We start from the raw sequence: 13,729 nt of genomic DNA, 5'->3' as shown, positions 1-13,729 counted from the left end.
TCAACCCAATTGCTGTATTAATTCAGATAGTATATCTTTTCGTTTCTCTAACCTCCTTTTTTCCAATTCAGTATTATCTATATCTATTTCAACCTGATCTAACTCTTGCTTTATGATCGACACGTCAAAAACTAGCGACTCTATTAGTGATTTAATATTCTCTCTTCGTATAAAAAAAACTTTTATTGCATCTCTCTCATTTTCAACACCTAAGTTCTTTAATCTATTTTGTGCCTTCTCTACGTCATTCCAATACTCAGATATTTTTTTTTGCAGTGACTCAAGCTGTTTATTAAGTTTTTTTAGTTTACGTTGCTGCTTACCTATACCAATATCAATTATATTAATAATTTGACAAAATTCTTTCCATACTTTTGAGGGTTTCTTCATATTCAATCCCATCGTAACCCTGCTTTAAAAATTTCATTATTTCAGGATAAAGTTCTATTGCGTTATCGGTCAATAAATCGTTACCCTTTTCATACTCCCCTACGCGAATCAATAGCTCCACGTCGAAATAACGATATACCATATCTTTAATCTGTTCGGACATTTGAACATAACGTTTATCCTGAATCTTATTCTGTAATCGACTTTTACTTTTTAGCACATCTATTGCTGGATATCTTCCCGTGGATGCAATCATGGTAGAATAAACCAAATGCCCATCAATCAGAGATTTAACTTCATGTGCGATAGGGTCGCTATCGATATCAGCTTCAATTAAAACGGTAAAAATGCCGGTAACTGAGCCATAAATAGAGTTACCGCAACTTTCGACTAATCGTGACAGTGCAAGAGAAACTCCGATAGGAATACCTCCTTGGATAGGAGTACCATCCAACATTGCCTGTGCTCTGCCAAAGCGCGTTAAAGAATCAAAATAGAGCACAACCTTTTTCCCTTGCTCCATAAAATGCCGTGCAATAGAAACAGCAACCAAGCCAGAACGAACTTTCTCAAGCGGATTAGCTTCTGATGTCGAAACTATGGTTATCGCTTTTTTGATAACCTCAGGCCCAATCTCCCCTTCCAAAAACTCTACGACTTCACGCGCCCTCTCACCGATCATGGCAAAGATGACGACATCTGCATCCATATTATTGGCCATAATAGAAACTGTCGTCGTTTTACCTGCGCCTGCAGGTGCAAATAAGCCTATACGTTGCCCTTCTCCAATAGTAAAGAGGCCATCAATAATTTTAAGCTTAGTAGGAAATACGGTTTCAATTGGTGCTCTATTTTTCAATGGAATAGGCTCTATTACAATAGGCAGGTCAAAGTAATCTTTCCCAGTGTTTAGATAACTATCACCATACAGAGACTCACCGTAACAGTTAATAACCTTGCCTATTAATGCATCCTCATTCATTGGAAAACAAAATCGACGCGACGGCATTTCAACTTTACCATTACGCTTTACGGTACCAGGTTGTAAAAGTTTTATTTCTACTTGCCCCCCAGTAATTTTCATAATTTCGCCACGTATAAGCTCACCATCAACAGTATGAACGAGACATTCTTGACCTAAAAATGTATCAATATCGATATTACAGATAACCATATCCTGATAAGACTCTTTCACTTTAAAAAATCTTTTCAACATTACTCTATGACCTGGAATGAAACGGCAATATAACGTTTGAATTTACGTTTTGTCGATTTGGTGCTTTTGAAAACTTCACCTATCAATGGAATACTTGATAAAACGGGCACTCCCGATTCGGATGATTCGGTTTCTGTATTATCAAAACCACCTAAAACAATCGTCTCATTTGGCTTAATGTATGCTTCCGAAGATAGTGATTGGGAACTAACTCTCGGTGGAGTTGATACACCACTCTGTTTATTATTATTTCCATCACCCTCGAAGTGTTCCTCTACATATTCAAGTTTTGCCTGGACTCCGCCATTAGGCAGTACGCGTCCGGTCACATAAAGGCTATTATCAGCCTCAATTTTAAGACTTTCTACCTCTTTATTAGAAACCAGATTCACCGTTATTGTATCTTTCTTACCAAAATGTCCTTGGTGGTTTTCCAATATAAGCAGGTTGGTAGAATAGACACTCCGGGCCAAGCCATTACTATACATAGCTTGAAAATTATTTAAAAAATCTTTCGTTGCCGAATACGGCAACGTTAGAATGTCATAGAGTCCCTTGGAACCATTTAGTAATGTATTGTTTGCGCCAAAACTTTCTGTCCTATCCGCCGCGACGTCATACACTTTTAAAGAAAACATCAATTGCTTACCTTTTACATCAATCATAGTCCCAATGCGTTTTGCAAGCGTAATCTCGTCCGGTGTGCCACGTATCAATAAAGCATTAGTACCAGGAATAGCCTGTACTTTTGATGTTTTTTCTGCCTCGTCTAATTTTTGCTTATCTCCTCCATTTAACTTCACCTTATAGGCACGCTCCTGCATTTCACCATCAGCGACATTTTCAAACTGCCCCATATTTGATAGGGCACCAGAGATCAATGAAGCAGCACCAGGGAAGTTAACCTGACCATCAAATGTATTTATATTACGATCTATCACCGATAAATAATCAAACTCAATCCTGGCGATTTCCAGATCATTCCCATTCTCTAAAAATTCATTACTGTCTGCCATATTAGAATACGACAATACATCATTAATGAAATTACGTGGCCCGGAAAATATCAGTGAGTTCCCCCTCTCTATTAATTTCATCTTTAATGTACTATTGGTTTGAATGGCATACTCAAGCTCCATTAATAATATTTCGGGGGCGATATTTTTGGGTTTGTAAGTGTAATTAATATACTGCTGCCCTGTCTGAACATTTATTGTTCCTCCGTAAATATACCAGTCAAAATCATAGACATCAGAAAGTTTAGCCAATAAAACTTGCCCTTCGCCACTCAATACTTGTGTTAGTGGTTGTCGGCTCGTTTTCTCATCCAGTGAATCGACAAGTTTTAATTGCTCATCCTTAGCTATAGCTATTAAAGCCTCTTTGAGGCTCATTTCATTTTTCTTTAGCATAACTTGCGCATTAACTGTAACGCCAAATAGCAATAATATTAAAAAAAATATAACATTACTCTTCATCCATTATTTCCTTAAAAAAATCTTGATGTTTCTTCATAAGTTCAATTGTATTATTTACAACCATATATCCAATTATCACATCAAGCGCAGTGTTATCATTAGCACTTCCATCAAAATTTTCTTTTATTATTACACTGCTTAATTTCTCTTCCTGATCCATTTTTGATATTATTTCATTAAATTCTGATGATTCACTCAATGTAGTAAGATGAACTGTTGGCATTGATATTTTATTCACTGATAGCCCCTGTCATTTTTTGGAAAAGATAAAGCTGATCGTTAAAAAACCATGTATTTAACAGGATAATTACGAGCATTGCTTTTAAGTTCGCGGTTACAAATGTTGATAAAGAGGATTTTTTGAAAAACAAGTCAACCATAGCTACACTAATAGAAATAGATATAATTGCAATTATATACTTACTTGCCACTATTACTGTCATTTTTAGATAATTAACAATTAAAAAATAAATTTGCTTAAGTTCACTTTTAGGATTATCCCCTAAAACAATACTGACATCACCATTTAACAAGTTGATAATAGGTATAAATAATGAACCGTTATTTAAAGCATAAATTACGAATAATAAACCACTGATCCTTGCTAAGGCCTCAGTTTCCTCAGTAAAACGTTTATCCTGAACTGATTGCTCATTAAGTAATAAAAGTTGTTGAATAATACTACCAACCATACTACCCAGCCAAAATGGAACTGATGAAAATAATGCCAACATTGTTGCCCCTATAATCCAACGATAATCAGGCTCATCGACTTCATCAAGATAAGTGACATAAATTGCAAAAAAAATTGATATAGCTATAATTGTTATATTATCCAGAAACAATCTAGTTGGATTATATATCTTGAGAAAGATAAAAAATGCTGCATAGCTTAGCCAGCTTGGGAAAATAAATGCTTCCATCATCCGTCAAATGTATTGAACAATATTGTCCAACCGTCAGAAAAATAAAATACAGCCAATTTTATCGGCGTAGAAATTACTGTAGGCGATAGCATACTCATACCTACACCACTAAGTATGACAGCAATCAGAAAGTCAATACTGACAAAGATCATATAGAGTTTAACCCCCAACTCAAATCCTTTATATAAATCTAGTATTAATCCACCTAATAAAGGCTTTAATACATTACCATTACCATTACCATTACCATTACCATTACCATTACCGTCATTAAAATTGATAGGAAGAGAAAATAGGCTTTCTAATTCTACAGATTTACGTTCTGCTCTCGCAACCATTTCAGGGAAATACTCATCAATTCTCGAGACCAAATAATACATAGTAATATTACTATCCATATCTCTATTATCAATTCTAGGACCTCTTATAGGATCAATAATTGGAATTGATTTATCATACGTCTCAGTAAAATAAGGTTTTATCCTTTCCAATCCTGGCTCTACATCTCCCCAAATGCTATTTAATGCCAAAAGTGCAGCTAATAGATTAACAACTATAGATGGCGGTATTTGCTGTGTTCCCATCGCATTTTTCAAAATATTTAGCACGATATTGTATTTAACAAATCCTGAAAAACAAATAAAAAATACAGCAGATAACAGCACCAAGCAAAGTAACATAACCAAGTTAACGCCTGAATATGCATTCTCTGGGTTCAACAAACTAACCATTAAGGACTCTTTCTATAATTAAAATATATTTATTAACTGCATTTTTAAATACTTACTGTTAGATATTACGTGCTGCTGCTACGATATTATCCTTTACAGCTTTTAGTGTTGATGTTCCCGTTTGAGCTGCAATACTCTGGTCTGACATGAGTCGTTGTAATTTTAGTGAGTCGGAAGAAGAAAGATTTAATGTACCTTCTTCATTAGTCTTTTCGACTAGGAATTTCTCGATATCTGCATCAGCTTTCTGAATAAAGCCTTCAAATGCAGAACCAACATCATTTGTCGTCAAACGGCCAGCTTGAGTTTCAGTGATACTAATAGTCATAAATCATCTCATTCTAAATGGTTACAAAATTTCGCGTTTATGATCCATATAATGAACGTACTAAATAGCGAAATATAATATATTACAGAAACTGTACATCCCTGTATCTAATATATAATTTATACAAACTACTATTGAACTTCTAGTGAAAAAATAAGATTCGTTTTTTTTCTGATTTTATCTGAGCAATCAGGGGTAATCATGGACACCAGTCCCTAAATATAAACCTCAACTCACCTTTGTCTACTAACTAAGAATTAAAGTTCATCGGCTAGTATTGGATCAATATCCATATATAACAATAAGTTACAAACCACATATGTTATGACGACCGTTACCATTCACAAAAAATAAAATTAATTTATTTTTAGGTGTTTTTATCTACCGATCTGTACATCATCAGAAATAATGTGCTGCTATAGCTCTAAGCAAGGCTTGTCTAGCAATCTCAACTCCCGAACTTAATAGCCAAGTCAATACGCGAATTGTACATCTTCCCAGATCAAATAAATCGACTATTTTAGTCATTCATCGCTGATATGAGTTTATTGCTTAGCGACTCTCAAGCTATTGAAAATAGAGACACCTCGCTCAGCCAGATATCAATCGGCGGGTAAGATTTAATCACTTCGAATCTCTACCTGATTTAGAAGTAACAACGATGGAACAAATCCATATTCATGATAAAATAAAGAGCAATTATATACACTCGGCAACATATGCCGACACAAACTGGATAGTATTCCCTGATGATTTTAATGCATACCTTACGTCATCATCAACATGCCACCCTGGAAATCCATATAACATATTGATTTCTATTTTTTATTTAAAATAATCATTGGTGAGTGGATGAGATTGAGTTGGTTTAGTCTATTTTTGTTGGCCACAATCGCCACAGGATGTACGACGTCATTTCATACTGAAGAGAGTTTATTGGTTGATACTGATTTCGACAGAATCAGCCGCACGGCAAAAAGTTGTGTGACAGAACTTTCCAGAATGTCTGCCAGAAATGATGATAAACATATTCTTACTTTTGCCTTCTATGTCAGTTCCCAAACGATTCCTGTAGTTAAGAGTGACTATACTCAGTCTGTAAAAATAGCCATCCCCTATCTTATTACTGATTCTTTTGACAACGGAAAGCCAGGGAGCGCCTGGAGAAATTGTATGCAGAAACATCAGGCATTAGTCACCCAAATAAAATATCAATAAATTTAATACTACGCGCTCAATCTTGTTAGCATTTAGATGTCACATTTATCAAATCTTACAATTTTATACAAAAATCGTGTATTGGAGCTATTCCAGACCAGAGGCCTGTTTTTAGGCTGGGAAAGTCTACCTTAAGGAGAAAAATAAATAAGTCAGCGTAACTATATTTTCTTGGAAAAGAAATGTAGGACTACATCGTTATTGTAACCATCAACATCAATGAGCCTGTCTATAATTTTGTGTATCCTTTTTTTGCGTACAAGTCTGGTGCCTGGAACTCAAAAGTGTTCAATATCAATTTCTTACATCCACGAGCTTTGGCCTCATCTTCTGCCATAATAATCAATCGATCGCCGATCCCTCTGCCCCTCATACTTTTATCGACCCAAAAATAGTTGATCATCAGCACCCCCTGTAAGTATCCCCGTAATGTCACCTAAAATTTTACCTGTATCATTTTTATAAAATACGCAAAGTTCCTTCGTATCATCTGGCATAATTTTATTATTATATTCAACTATCTTACTCATAATGAGTTCTTTGTCTGTATCTGTAGGAAGTTCAGTGACAAAAAAATTCATAACCTAATCCTCATTTTTATACTGCTAATTCGTAAATTGATATTGGTAACATTAGCGGCATAAACTGACCTGCCCCCAGGATTAGATACAACCTTCAGTTAGTAATGTCGGTTGGTTTTTCTTCATATTTCCCGTTTCGCCAGCCAGCTGCAAATTCAGCTGGAGTCTGGTAATTCAGCGATGAATGAGGACGGCACTCGTTATAATCTTGTCGCCAGTTATTAATGATTTTCCTGGCGTGAACAATATCGCTGAACCAGTGCTCATTCAGGCATTCATCGCGAAAGCGTCCGTTAAAACTCTCAATAAATCCGTTCTGGGTCGGCTTGCCCGGCTGGATAAGCCGCAGCTCCACGTCATGCTCAAAGGCCCATTGATCCAATGCGCGGCAGGTAAATTCCGGCCCCTGATCGGTTCTTATCGTCGCCGGATAGCCGCGAAACAGCGCAATGCTGTCCAGAATACGCGTGACCTGCACGCCTGAAATCCCGAAAGCGGCGGTAATCGTCAGGCACTCTTTCGTGAAATCATCCACGCAGGTCAGACACTTGATCCTGCGACCGGTGGCCAGTGCGTCCATGACGAAATCCATCGACCAAGTCAGGTTCGGCGCATCTGGGCGCAGAAGGGGAAACCGCTCGGTCGCCAGCCCTTTACGACGTCGTCTGCGTTTTACGCTCAGGCCGTTAAGGTGGTAAATGCGGTATACCCGCTTGTGATTGACGTGAACGCCCTCCCGACGCAGTAACTGCCAGATGCGCCGGTAACCAAAACGCCTGCGTTCAAGCGCCAGTTCAGTGATGCGCCCTGATAAATGCGCATCCGACGCCGGACGCTGCGCTTCATAGCGGCAGGTCGACAGGGACAAACCTGTTAGCCTGCAGGCACGACGTTGCGACAGACCGGTCGCACCACACATCAACTCCACGGCTTCCCGCTTCTGGTCTGTCGTCAGTACTTTCGCCCAAGAGCCACCTGAAGCGCCTCCTTATCGAGCATGGCTTCGGCGAGCAGCTTCTTGAGTCTGGCGTTCTCTTCCTCAAGCGACTTCAGGCGCTTAACCTCAGGCACTTCCATACCGCCATACTTCTTACGCCATGTGTAAAACGTGGCATCGGAAATGGCGTGCTTGCGGCAGAGTTCACGGGCAGATACCCCGGCTTCAGCCTCGCGGAGAATACTGATGATCTGTTGGTCGGAAAAACGCTTCTTCATGGGGATGTCCTCACGTTGCAGATGAAGACATTAATAACATCGGGGTGTACTAATCAACGGGGAGCAGGTCAAAACCATCATAGGACTCAGGGATATTCTGGGTAAAATCTCCTAATAACTTTAAGCTAAAGATGGCAGTGCTATTAATGTTATTTCTGTTTCGTTCCACGTTCTGCAAGACCTGACAGCAGAACCTGATTTATTTCAGAACAAAACAACGTTACCCGATAGTGGTAGAGTGAATCTAAGGTATCCTGACTATCCACATTGACGTTGGTGCGCACAGCAGAATACTCGGCAGCATTGTGCATTAAGTCATCAAAATGCTGTTGGTAAATTCCATATTGCTCGGCATCAATCTTTTGTAACGCTTCCAGTTGCCGTTGGCAAAGTCCAATTTTTTTAGCTTCATCTGCAGCAGATAATTTCACAGCATCGCTATGACCACTATTGGGTTTAACCGGCTGAGATCCTGCTTTGGTTTGATAGGTACCCATCTGGCATCCGCTCAACAGCAGGCAGATCGTTAATATAAAGGGTGTCAATTTCATCATTTCTCTCGTTTTATTTCTAATTTTTCGTGTTGTGCTAGTGCCAGCTCTTTACCTAGAACCTACGATTTCATCGTTATTCAAATACAACTCACAAATGATAAGGGTGAAATATTCAAAATGATAATTACATCTCAATTTGCTATTTTTATAGTTTATAAAACTAAAAAATACACATAATCTACATCATACCACTTAGAGTGTAGGTTGAATGACAATTTTTCAGCGTAATACTCCACTAACAGAAAGTGCCTCGCAGTGACATGCTGTTAACGTTGGGGCATTGCAAATCAACATGATACACAACACTGTCCTCAGGTAAACACTCTGACTGCCATGCATTTAGTATTGTCCACTCCCGTTATCTGAGACAAACCTGATTAGAGTTTTCTAGCTGTTTTCGGTATGTCTCCGGGTGTAGTGGATCAATCATTCAGGCCCCCTCGAAATCCTGTTAATGTTAAAACAGTGAACGTGAGGTAATTCATGATCAAAACTCGTCGGACTAAACGCACATTTTCCCCAGAGTTCAAACTCGAAGCTATTGAGCAGGTTGTTAAATACCAGCGCGATGCCCGGGAAGTCGCTCAGGCACTCGAACTCAATCCTGACCATCTGCGTAAATGGATACGGTTGTATAAGCAGGAACTTCAGGGTATGGAGCCCGTTGGCCATGCTATTACACCTGAACAACCCGAAACTCAGCAGCTTAAAGCGCAGATAAAGCGTCTGAGATGGAAAAAGAAATACTAAAGCAGGCTGCCGTGCTGATGAGCGAAGCCCCGGAAAGTTATCGCGCTAATCACATGGCTGAAAGCAAAGTGACCAATACTGGTTCTTTGTCATTTATTCGGTGTTCACCGTAGCGCTTATTACGCGCAGGTGAAGAGCCCCATTGATATGCAAAGAATTGAATCACGTAGTCGAGCAATCAGCCAGATGCTGCGCCAGAGTGGCGTTGATACCGGCCCGGCTGATGCAGGAATGTGGACTGACAAGCCGTCAACCCGTTAAACATCGCTATCGGGTAAACGAAGACAATAATCCGGCATTGCCAAATTGATTGAATCGGCAATTTAACCCCGTTGCGCCAAACCGTGTCTGGTGCGGCGACATCAGCTTTATTCGCCTGCAGAAAAAATGGTGCTATCTCGCGCTTGTCGTTGATTTATATTCACGCCGGATTATCGGTTCAGCCCTCTCATTAACAGCCGATGCTGATTTGGTGTGCAGGGCTTTACGTCATGCTTTGGAAACACGGCCGCGTGATGGTCGTTTGTTGTTTCATTCAGATCAAGGAGTTCAATATAAAAGTAATAAATACAGAAAGTTACTGTGGCCTTATGGGGTAATGCAAAGTATAAGTCGCAGGGGAAATTGTCTGGATAATTCGCCGATGGAAAGAGTCTTTCGTAGCCTTAAAAGTGAATGGCTTCCCAAAGGCGGTTATGGTGATTTTAGCCATGCAGTCCGCGACATAAACCAATGGATAAATGGTTATTACAATGTGCACCGCCCTCATACGAACAATGCTGGTTTATCGCCTTGCTTGCATGAAGAAAAGTGGAAACAGGTTATTCCGGTGTCCTGATTTTGTGATCCACAACACACCGACAGAAAGGGACTGAATCTGCCGCACATAAAGATGGTGGAAGGCGGTATACCATATCAAAAGTAAGTTTAGAGTAGCCTGTGCCTCATGAAAAATCACGAAAAAAAATTCATCAGCCTGCGCTTATTTATTCACCCCAACCTGAGCTCGTGGTTTCATAAAAAACCATAAAAATAATTACCGATTTGCGTTAATTTATACAGGCTGAACTTGGGATTAACCTAATTTAAATTAAAAGGATGAACTTATGATTGGAGTACCTACTAGTTCCCCCCTCTCCAGGGTGACAAATATTAACATGGGGAGTAATGTTGATGATGATAATAAAACTGAGCATTTGCGGGGTTCTGTGAGTGCTGTACGTCAAGCTGACACGGAACCACTAATGAGAGGGGATGAGTTATATAAGTTGGCCAAGCTTACTGAACAGCAAAGATGTGATAAAGGAGTCTTTTATTTTTATCCGAAAAGCAACTTTACGAAAAACATCTGTATTCTACTGGGTGGGATCACAATAGGATCCATAGTAACTGGCGTTATCAATCACTTTCGACTACGTTCTCAGGAGAACAGTCAAAGCGGGCCTGACACAAACTATAACAATTCATTGGTGCCTTACAGTCAAGCCCTACGCGATTCAAATGGAACTGCGCCGATACAAGACCTTGGGAAGTCTGATTGCCCTCCTACTTATTGCCCTCCTAATAATTGTGATCCGTTATTCGGAGAAAAAATCAGTTTTGATATCAACAAAAAGGTTATGCATATATCCATCCGTAATCCGGGAGATGAACTAAAAGTATTAGATGATTTATGTTATGAGATTAGTCATGCACGCAAAAAATTAAATGATTTCCTCCCAAATACTTCATTAATAAAGAGTGATGAAAAATTTTACGAACTTTCAAGTAAGCAATGGGAGGGTATTCGTAATAGTCTGGGGGATGAAGATGGAACTGTTGAACGTCACCGCGACACTATATTTAAACGTGATGCTCCTATAGCCAGAGATTATTTTAATACCTGTAATGAACGAGTAGGTGAATATGTGGGCAAAGACCAAATGGACAAGCTCCTTCAAATACCAATGGATCTGCCTAGAATAATTGAAATGGTAGGTGACCTTAAGAAGGTAGACCTTCGTGCATGTAGAAATAAGTTTGACCTAGATGAATTAACAAACGAAGTCAATAAAATAACTCTTAGAATGCCAACCTCTGCTACAAGTGAAGAGTTATATGTCACGCCCCATGAAATAGAATATTTGTCTAACATTTTTAAATTAATTGCAGAGAACAAAGACACTTACGTGCACGATCCATCTATAGAGTCTAAAGTTTCTGACTCACGCAAAGAATACCAAGCTCAGCTTGAAGCACTCGATAATTTATTTGTCGCATATGAACCGATTAAAAACGGAGACAGTGCATATCTTAAACTAGATGATTGGAGACTCGTAGTTCGCACTTTAACTGATATGCTTCGCTTGGAAAGCTTAACTCTTGGTGCGGAAGTTAATAAATTAACTCTGAACCTTGTAGATAAAATGGGAGGAATAGCGAAAAGCTTTGGTGAAAATAATACTGTTAAAAACTTTAGATTTAGTGACTCAAAAGGCTTAATTACTCTTAACAAAATCATTAATGACTCACGCCTGAATACTTCAATTAATAACATAATGGAAAGAACCAATGATCCTTTTATTTCTCCACCTCTAATTTCAGGAAAAGAAGCGAACGAAATATGCAAGAGATTGATGGAACTTCCCCCGTACTGCGTTACTAATGAGTATATTAATATCTGTCCTGAGAGTTAAGGTTGCGATATTTTTCCAGGTTATGCCATTTCGTGGTAATGACCTGGATCTTTCGATATTGGAATGATATTGTGTAATTTTCTGTTAATGAGATGGTCATCTCACATCCAGTGAGTAATAGATTGTCCACTCACCCCTAAAATGAGACAGCTATAATTAGATTTTCTGCCTCAACATTTGCTGAGGTCAAAATGAAAAAAGCACTGTTTAATGAAACTGACTTGTCCTAATATAGGTTGACACTATTCATCATTATAACGCCCGATGAACTTCATCGGGCGTTTTGTATTTTAACGACAGATGCGGTCGCCGGGAATTGTAGGTTTCCACCGACTCCCTGACCATCTTTCTTGCCAGCACGATATCTTCTGGCTTAATCAGCAGATATTCCATTTTTAATATCCCATTGACCGGCTCCGCCAGCGCATTCTGATAACTGTTCAGGTGTGAGGGGTATTTTGGGCATATTAACTCCGCATTTTCTTGCAGGAGAGGGGGAGCGCCAGTCGAGTTGACCGTATTTGCGTAGCCACGCCATGGCGGTGTGGCTACCTTAGTGGTCTAGCGCCTGACGGTAGGTCATTTCACCTTTTTCGACCTGTTCGACAACAGCCAATTTAAAGGATAGAGGATAATCGCGTTGCGTGCGTTTAACATATTGGTTCATCACATTTTCCTCAGTGTGCGAGTTAAATGTGTCAACGCTATTTAGGACGTATCACTATTTTAAATCTGTAATTTTTCTTAGCTCTATTTTATTTTGCATTAATTCATTATTATTAGTAATGATTTCTTCATTCAGATCATGTCCCTTTTGTGATGATTTTTCTATGATTTCCATATAGTGGTCTTTAGACATGATATTTTTATCAGCAAAAACATTCTCCATCTTTGAATTAATCTCATTTTTTTGTTCAGAAGCGAGCTGAGCTATTTCCTTAAGTGCAGAGATGAATTTTACGCCATCCTCGCTGGGTACAATTTCATTTACCTTTACATATTGACGACGTCCAAAGTCTTGAACTTTATTGGCCATGCCATATTGTTGCAACATTTCAGATGATGTGTGTTTACGCAGTGCTGATACATTTATTGAATGACTGCCTATGCCTTTTTCAGTGTAAATATCCCCCTCTTTGACAGCTTTTATAATATTATCTATCTGAAGCTGGGATAGCTTCCCCTGAGACAAAACAGATATTTTTTTCTCTAACTTTGTAAACTTTGGTTGATTTGCCTGTTTTACTTGCGAAGAAATAGAAGGTCCGTACTTAGCACGTATCCCTGCTTCTACTTGAGATACCTCTTCCCTTTTCGCCCAGAGCGTGGTTATTCTACCGTCAACTTTATCTTTTTTTTCATTCAAGCTTTCCAACTTATTTTCTATTCCTTCTATTTTCGATTCTAAGTTAGCAGCTTTACTTTTATTTATATTATCTTTTTCTACAATTTTATTTTCCCCAATTATAAAAGCATTAATAGACTCGGTTTTCTTACCTTTCATCTTTGAGTTATGTGTTTCCAACCTATTGACTAGTTTTTTTTACACTCGCCAAACCACCTAACTTATTAATTGTTTTAACTAATGCATCTTGGTTGATATTTTCTACATTCATCACTGCTTTGGCAAATTCAGTAATATCTTTCTTTGTCAATTTTTTCTACTT

At 38.7% G+C, this 13,729-nt stretch carries 15 protein-coding genes and 3 pseudogenes; 3 read left to right on the top strand and 15 right to left on the bottom strand.

All coding sequences use genetic code 11. The features are described 5' to 3' along the window. Genes Q2T71_RS23110 through Q2T71_RS23080 form a run of 7 tightly spaced genes read right to left on the bottom strand, consistent with a single transcriptional unit; the run spans position 1 to position 5,069 of the window. Positions 1-390: a hypothetical protein gene (locus tag Q2T71_RS23110; RefSeq protein ID WP_075339310.1), complete on the bottom strand. Its 390-nt coding sequence runs from the start codon at positions 388-390 to the stop codon at positions 1-3. Next, complete coding sequence (vscN2, locus tag Q2T71_RS23105; RefSeq protein ID WP_145511017.1) at positions 344-1,606, bottom strand: type III secretion system ATPase VscN2; 1,263 nt, start codon at positions 1,604-1,606, stop codon at positions 344-346. The genes Q2T71_RS23110 and vscN2 overlap by 47 nt, the downstream gene beginning before the upstream one ends. Next, entirely contained in the window at positions 1,606-3,084 is a 1,479-nt protein-coding gene (locus Q2T71_RS23100) for a secretin N-terminal domain-containing protein (protein WP_075339312.1), read from the bottom strand. Before Q2T71_RS23100 ends, vscN2 begins: the two co-directional genes overlap by 1 nt. Continuing rightward, the gene (locus Q2T71_RS23095) at positions 3,074-3,322 is read right to left on the bottom strand and encodes a hypothetical protein (RefSeq protein ID WP_219646622.1); all 249 of its coding nucleotides are present in this window, start codon (positions 3,320-3,322) and stop codon (positions 3,074-3,076) included. Before Q2T71_RS23095 ends, Q2T71_RS23100 begins: the two co-directional genes overlap by 11 nt. Beyond that, positions 3,315-4,010, bottom strand: coding sequence for a type III secretion system apparatus protein VscT2 (locus Q2T71_RS23090; protein WP_219646623.1), 696 nt, complete (start codon positions 4,008-4,010; stop codon positions 3,315-3,317). The genes Q2T71_RS23095 and Q2T71_RS23090 overlap by 8 nt, the downstream gene beginning before the upstream one ends. Then, on the bottom strand, positions 4,007-4,741 hold the full coding sequence (locus Q2T71_RS23085) for an EscR/YscR/HrcR family type III secretion system export apparatus protein (RefSeq protein WP_372560724.1): 735 nt from the start codon (positions 4,739-4,741) through the stop codon (positions 4,007-4,009). Before Q2T71_RS23085 ends, Q2T71_RS23090 begins: the two co-directional genes overlap by 4 nt. A gap of 58 nt (positions 4,742-4,799) precedes the next feature. Further along, positions 4,800-5,069: a hypothetical protein gene (locus Q2T71_RS23080; protein ID WP_145511419.1), complete on the bottom strand. Its 270-nt coding sequence runs from the start codon at positions 5,067-5,069 to the stop codon at positions 4,800-4,802. Between the two features lie 852 nt (positions 5,070-5,921). Between Q2T71_RS23080 and Q2T71_RS23075 the strand changes: the two genes are divergently transcribed. Beyond that, on the top strand, positions 5,922-6,287 hold the full coding sequence (locus Q2T71_RS23075; protein ID WP_075339317.1) for a hypothetical protein: 366 nt from the start codon (positions 5,922-5,924) through the stop codon (positions 6,285-6,287). Positions 6,288-6,516: 229 nt separating this feature from the next. Here the strand turns inward: Q2T71_RS23075 and Q2T71_RS23070 are convergent, their stop codons facing one another. From Q2T71_RS23070 to Q2T71_RS23055, 4 genes are all read right to left on the bottom strand, one after another. Continuing rightward, entirely contained in the window at positions 6,517-6,660 is a 144-nt protein-coding gene (locus Q2T71_RS23070) for a GNAT family N-acetyltransferase (protein ID WP_372560729.1), read from the bottom strand. A 4-nt stretch (positions 6,661-6,664) separates the two neighbouring features. Beyond that, positions 6,665-6,868: a hypothetical protein gene (locus Q2T71_RS23065; RefSeq protein ID WP_075339318.1), complete on the bottom strand. Its 204-nt coding sequence runs from the start codon at positions 6,866-6,868 to the stop codon at positions 6,665-6,667. A 94-nt stretch (positions 6,869-6,962) separates the two neighbouring features. After that, positions 6,963-8,083 (bottom strand): IS3 family transposase gene (locus Q2T71_RS23060; RefSeq protein ID WP_145511422.1). Its coding sequence is split into 2 segments (ribosomal slippage): positions 6,963-7,825 and positions 7,825-8,083, totalling 1,122 coding nucleotides; the frame shifts between segments, so codons are not numbered across the junction. Between the two features lie 149 nt (positions 8,084-8,232). Next, positions 8,233-8,580 carry a hypothetical protein gene (locus tag Q2T71_RS23055; RefSeq protein WP_145511423.1) on the bottom strand — a complete coding sequence of 116 codons (348 nt, stop codon included), beginning with the start codon at positions 8,578-8,580 and terminating at the stop codon, positions 8,233-8,235. Positions 8,581-9,120: 540 nt separating this feature from the next. Here Q2T71_RS23055 and Q2T71_RS23050 point away from each other — a divergent pair. Both Q2T71_RS23050 and Q2T71_RS23045 read left to right on the top strand, forming a co-directional pair. Further along, positions 9,121-10,225: pseudogene (locus Q2T71_RS23050) on the top strand (IS3 family transposase). A gap of 268 nt (positions 10,226-10,493) precedes the next feature. Further along, a complete protein-coding gene (locus Q2T71_RS23045; RefSeq protein WP_372560723.1) occupies positions 10,494-12,062 on the top strand; it encodes a hypothetical protein in 1,569 nt (522 codons plus the stop codon). A gap of 252 nt (positions 12,063-12,314) precedes the next feature. Here Q2T71_RS23045 and Q2T71_RS23040 read toward each other — a convergent pair. From Q2T71_RS23040 to Q2T71_RS23025, 4 genes and pseudogenes are all read right to left on the bottom strand, one after another. Then, positions 12,315-12,497 (bottom strand): annotated as a pseudogene (locus tag Q2T71_RS23040) (integrase core domain-containing protein); the annotation flags it as partial. A gap of 1 nt (position 12,498) precedes the next feature. Continuing rightward, positions 12,499-12,729, bottom strand: a pseudogene (locus tag Q2T71_RS23035) (IS3 family transposase); the annotation flags it as partial. Positions 12,730-12,783: 54 nt separating this feature from the next. After that, positions 12,784-13,566, bottom strand: a complete 783-nt coding sequence (locus Q2T71_RS23030) for a hypothetical protein (RefSeq protein WP_372560722.1) — start codon at positions 13,564-13,566, stop codon at positions 12,784-12,786. Positions 13,567-13,588: 22 nt separating this feature from the next. Then, positions 13,589-13,717 (bottom strand): hypothetical protein, encoded by a 129-nt coding sequence (locus Q2T71_RS23025; RefSeq protein ID WP_372560721.1) that lies wholly within the window; start codon positions 13,715-13,717, stop codon positions 13,589-13,591. Between the last annotated feature and the right edge of the window lie 12 nt (positions 13,718-13,729).

It is taken from the genome of Yersinia sp. 1652 StPb PI, from assembly GCF_041538345.1.
Lineage (GTDB): Bacteria > Pseudomonadota > Gammaproteobacteria > Enterobacterales > Enterobacteriaceae > Yersinia > Yersinia enterocolitica_E.
The sequence above is the reverse complement of the archived record's forward strand: the minus strand, read 5'-3'. Positions and strand labels throughout refer to the sequence as shown.

Coding starts and splice junctions, on each gene's coding strand:
- vscN2 (WP_145511017.1), bottom strand. CDS start 1,606: ATGTTGAAAAGATTTTTTAAAGTGAAAGAGTCTTATCAGGATATGGTT.
- Q2T71_RS23085 (WP_372560724.1), bottom strand. CDS start 4,741: ATGGTTAGTTTGTTGAACCCAGAGAATGCATATTCAGGCGTTAACTTG.
- Q2T71_RS23045 (WP_372560723.1), top strand. CDS start 10,494: ATGATTGGAGTACCTACTAGTTCCCCCCTCTCCAGGGTGACAAATATT.
- Q2T71_RS23070 (WP_372560729.1), bottom strand. CDS start 6,660: ATGAGGGGCAGAGGGATCGGCGATCGATTGATTATTATGGCAGAAGAT.
- Q2T71_RS23110 (WP_075339310.1), bottom strand. CDS start 390: ATGAAGAAACCCTCAAAAGTATGGAAAGAATTTTGTCAAATTATTAAT.
- Q2T71_RS23100 (WP_075339312.1), bottom strand. CDS start 3,084: ATGAAGAGTAATGTTATATTTTTTTTAATATTATTGCTATTTGGCGTT.
- Q2T71_RS23065 (WP_075339318.1), bottom strand. CDS start 6,868: ATGAATTTTTTTGTCACTGAACTTCCTACAGATACAGACAAAGAACTC.
- Q2T71_RS23055 (WP_145511423.1), bottom strand. CDS start 8,580: ATGGGTACCTATCAAACCAAAGCAGGATCTCAGCCGGTTAAACCCAAT.
- Q2T71_RS23075 (WP_075339317.1), top strand. CDS start 5,922: ATGAGATTGAGTTGGTTTAGTCTATTTTTGTTGGCCACAATCGCCACA.
- Q2T71_RS23090 (WP_219646623.1), bottom strand. CDS start 4,010: ATGATGGAAGCATTTATTTTCCCAAGCTGGCTAAGCTATGCAGCATTT.
- Q2T71_RS23030 (WP_372560722.1), bottom strand. CDS start 13,566: ATGAAAGGTAAGAAAACCGAGTCTATTAATGCTTTTATAATTGGGGAA.
- Q2T71_RS23080 (WP_145511419.1), bottom strand. CDS start 5,069: ATGACTATTAGTATCACTGAAACTCAAGCTGGCCGTTTGACGACAAAT.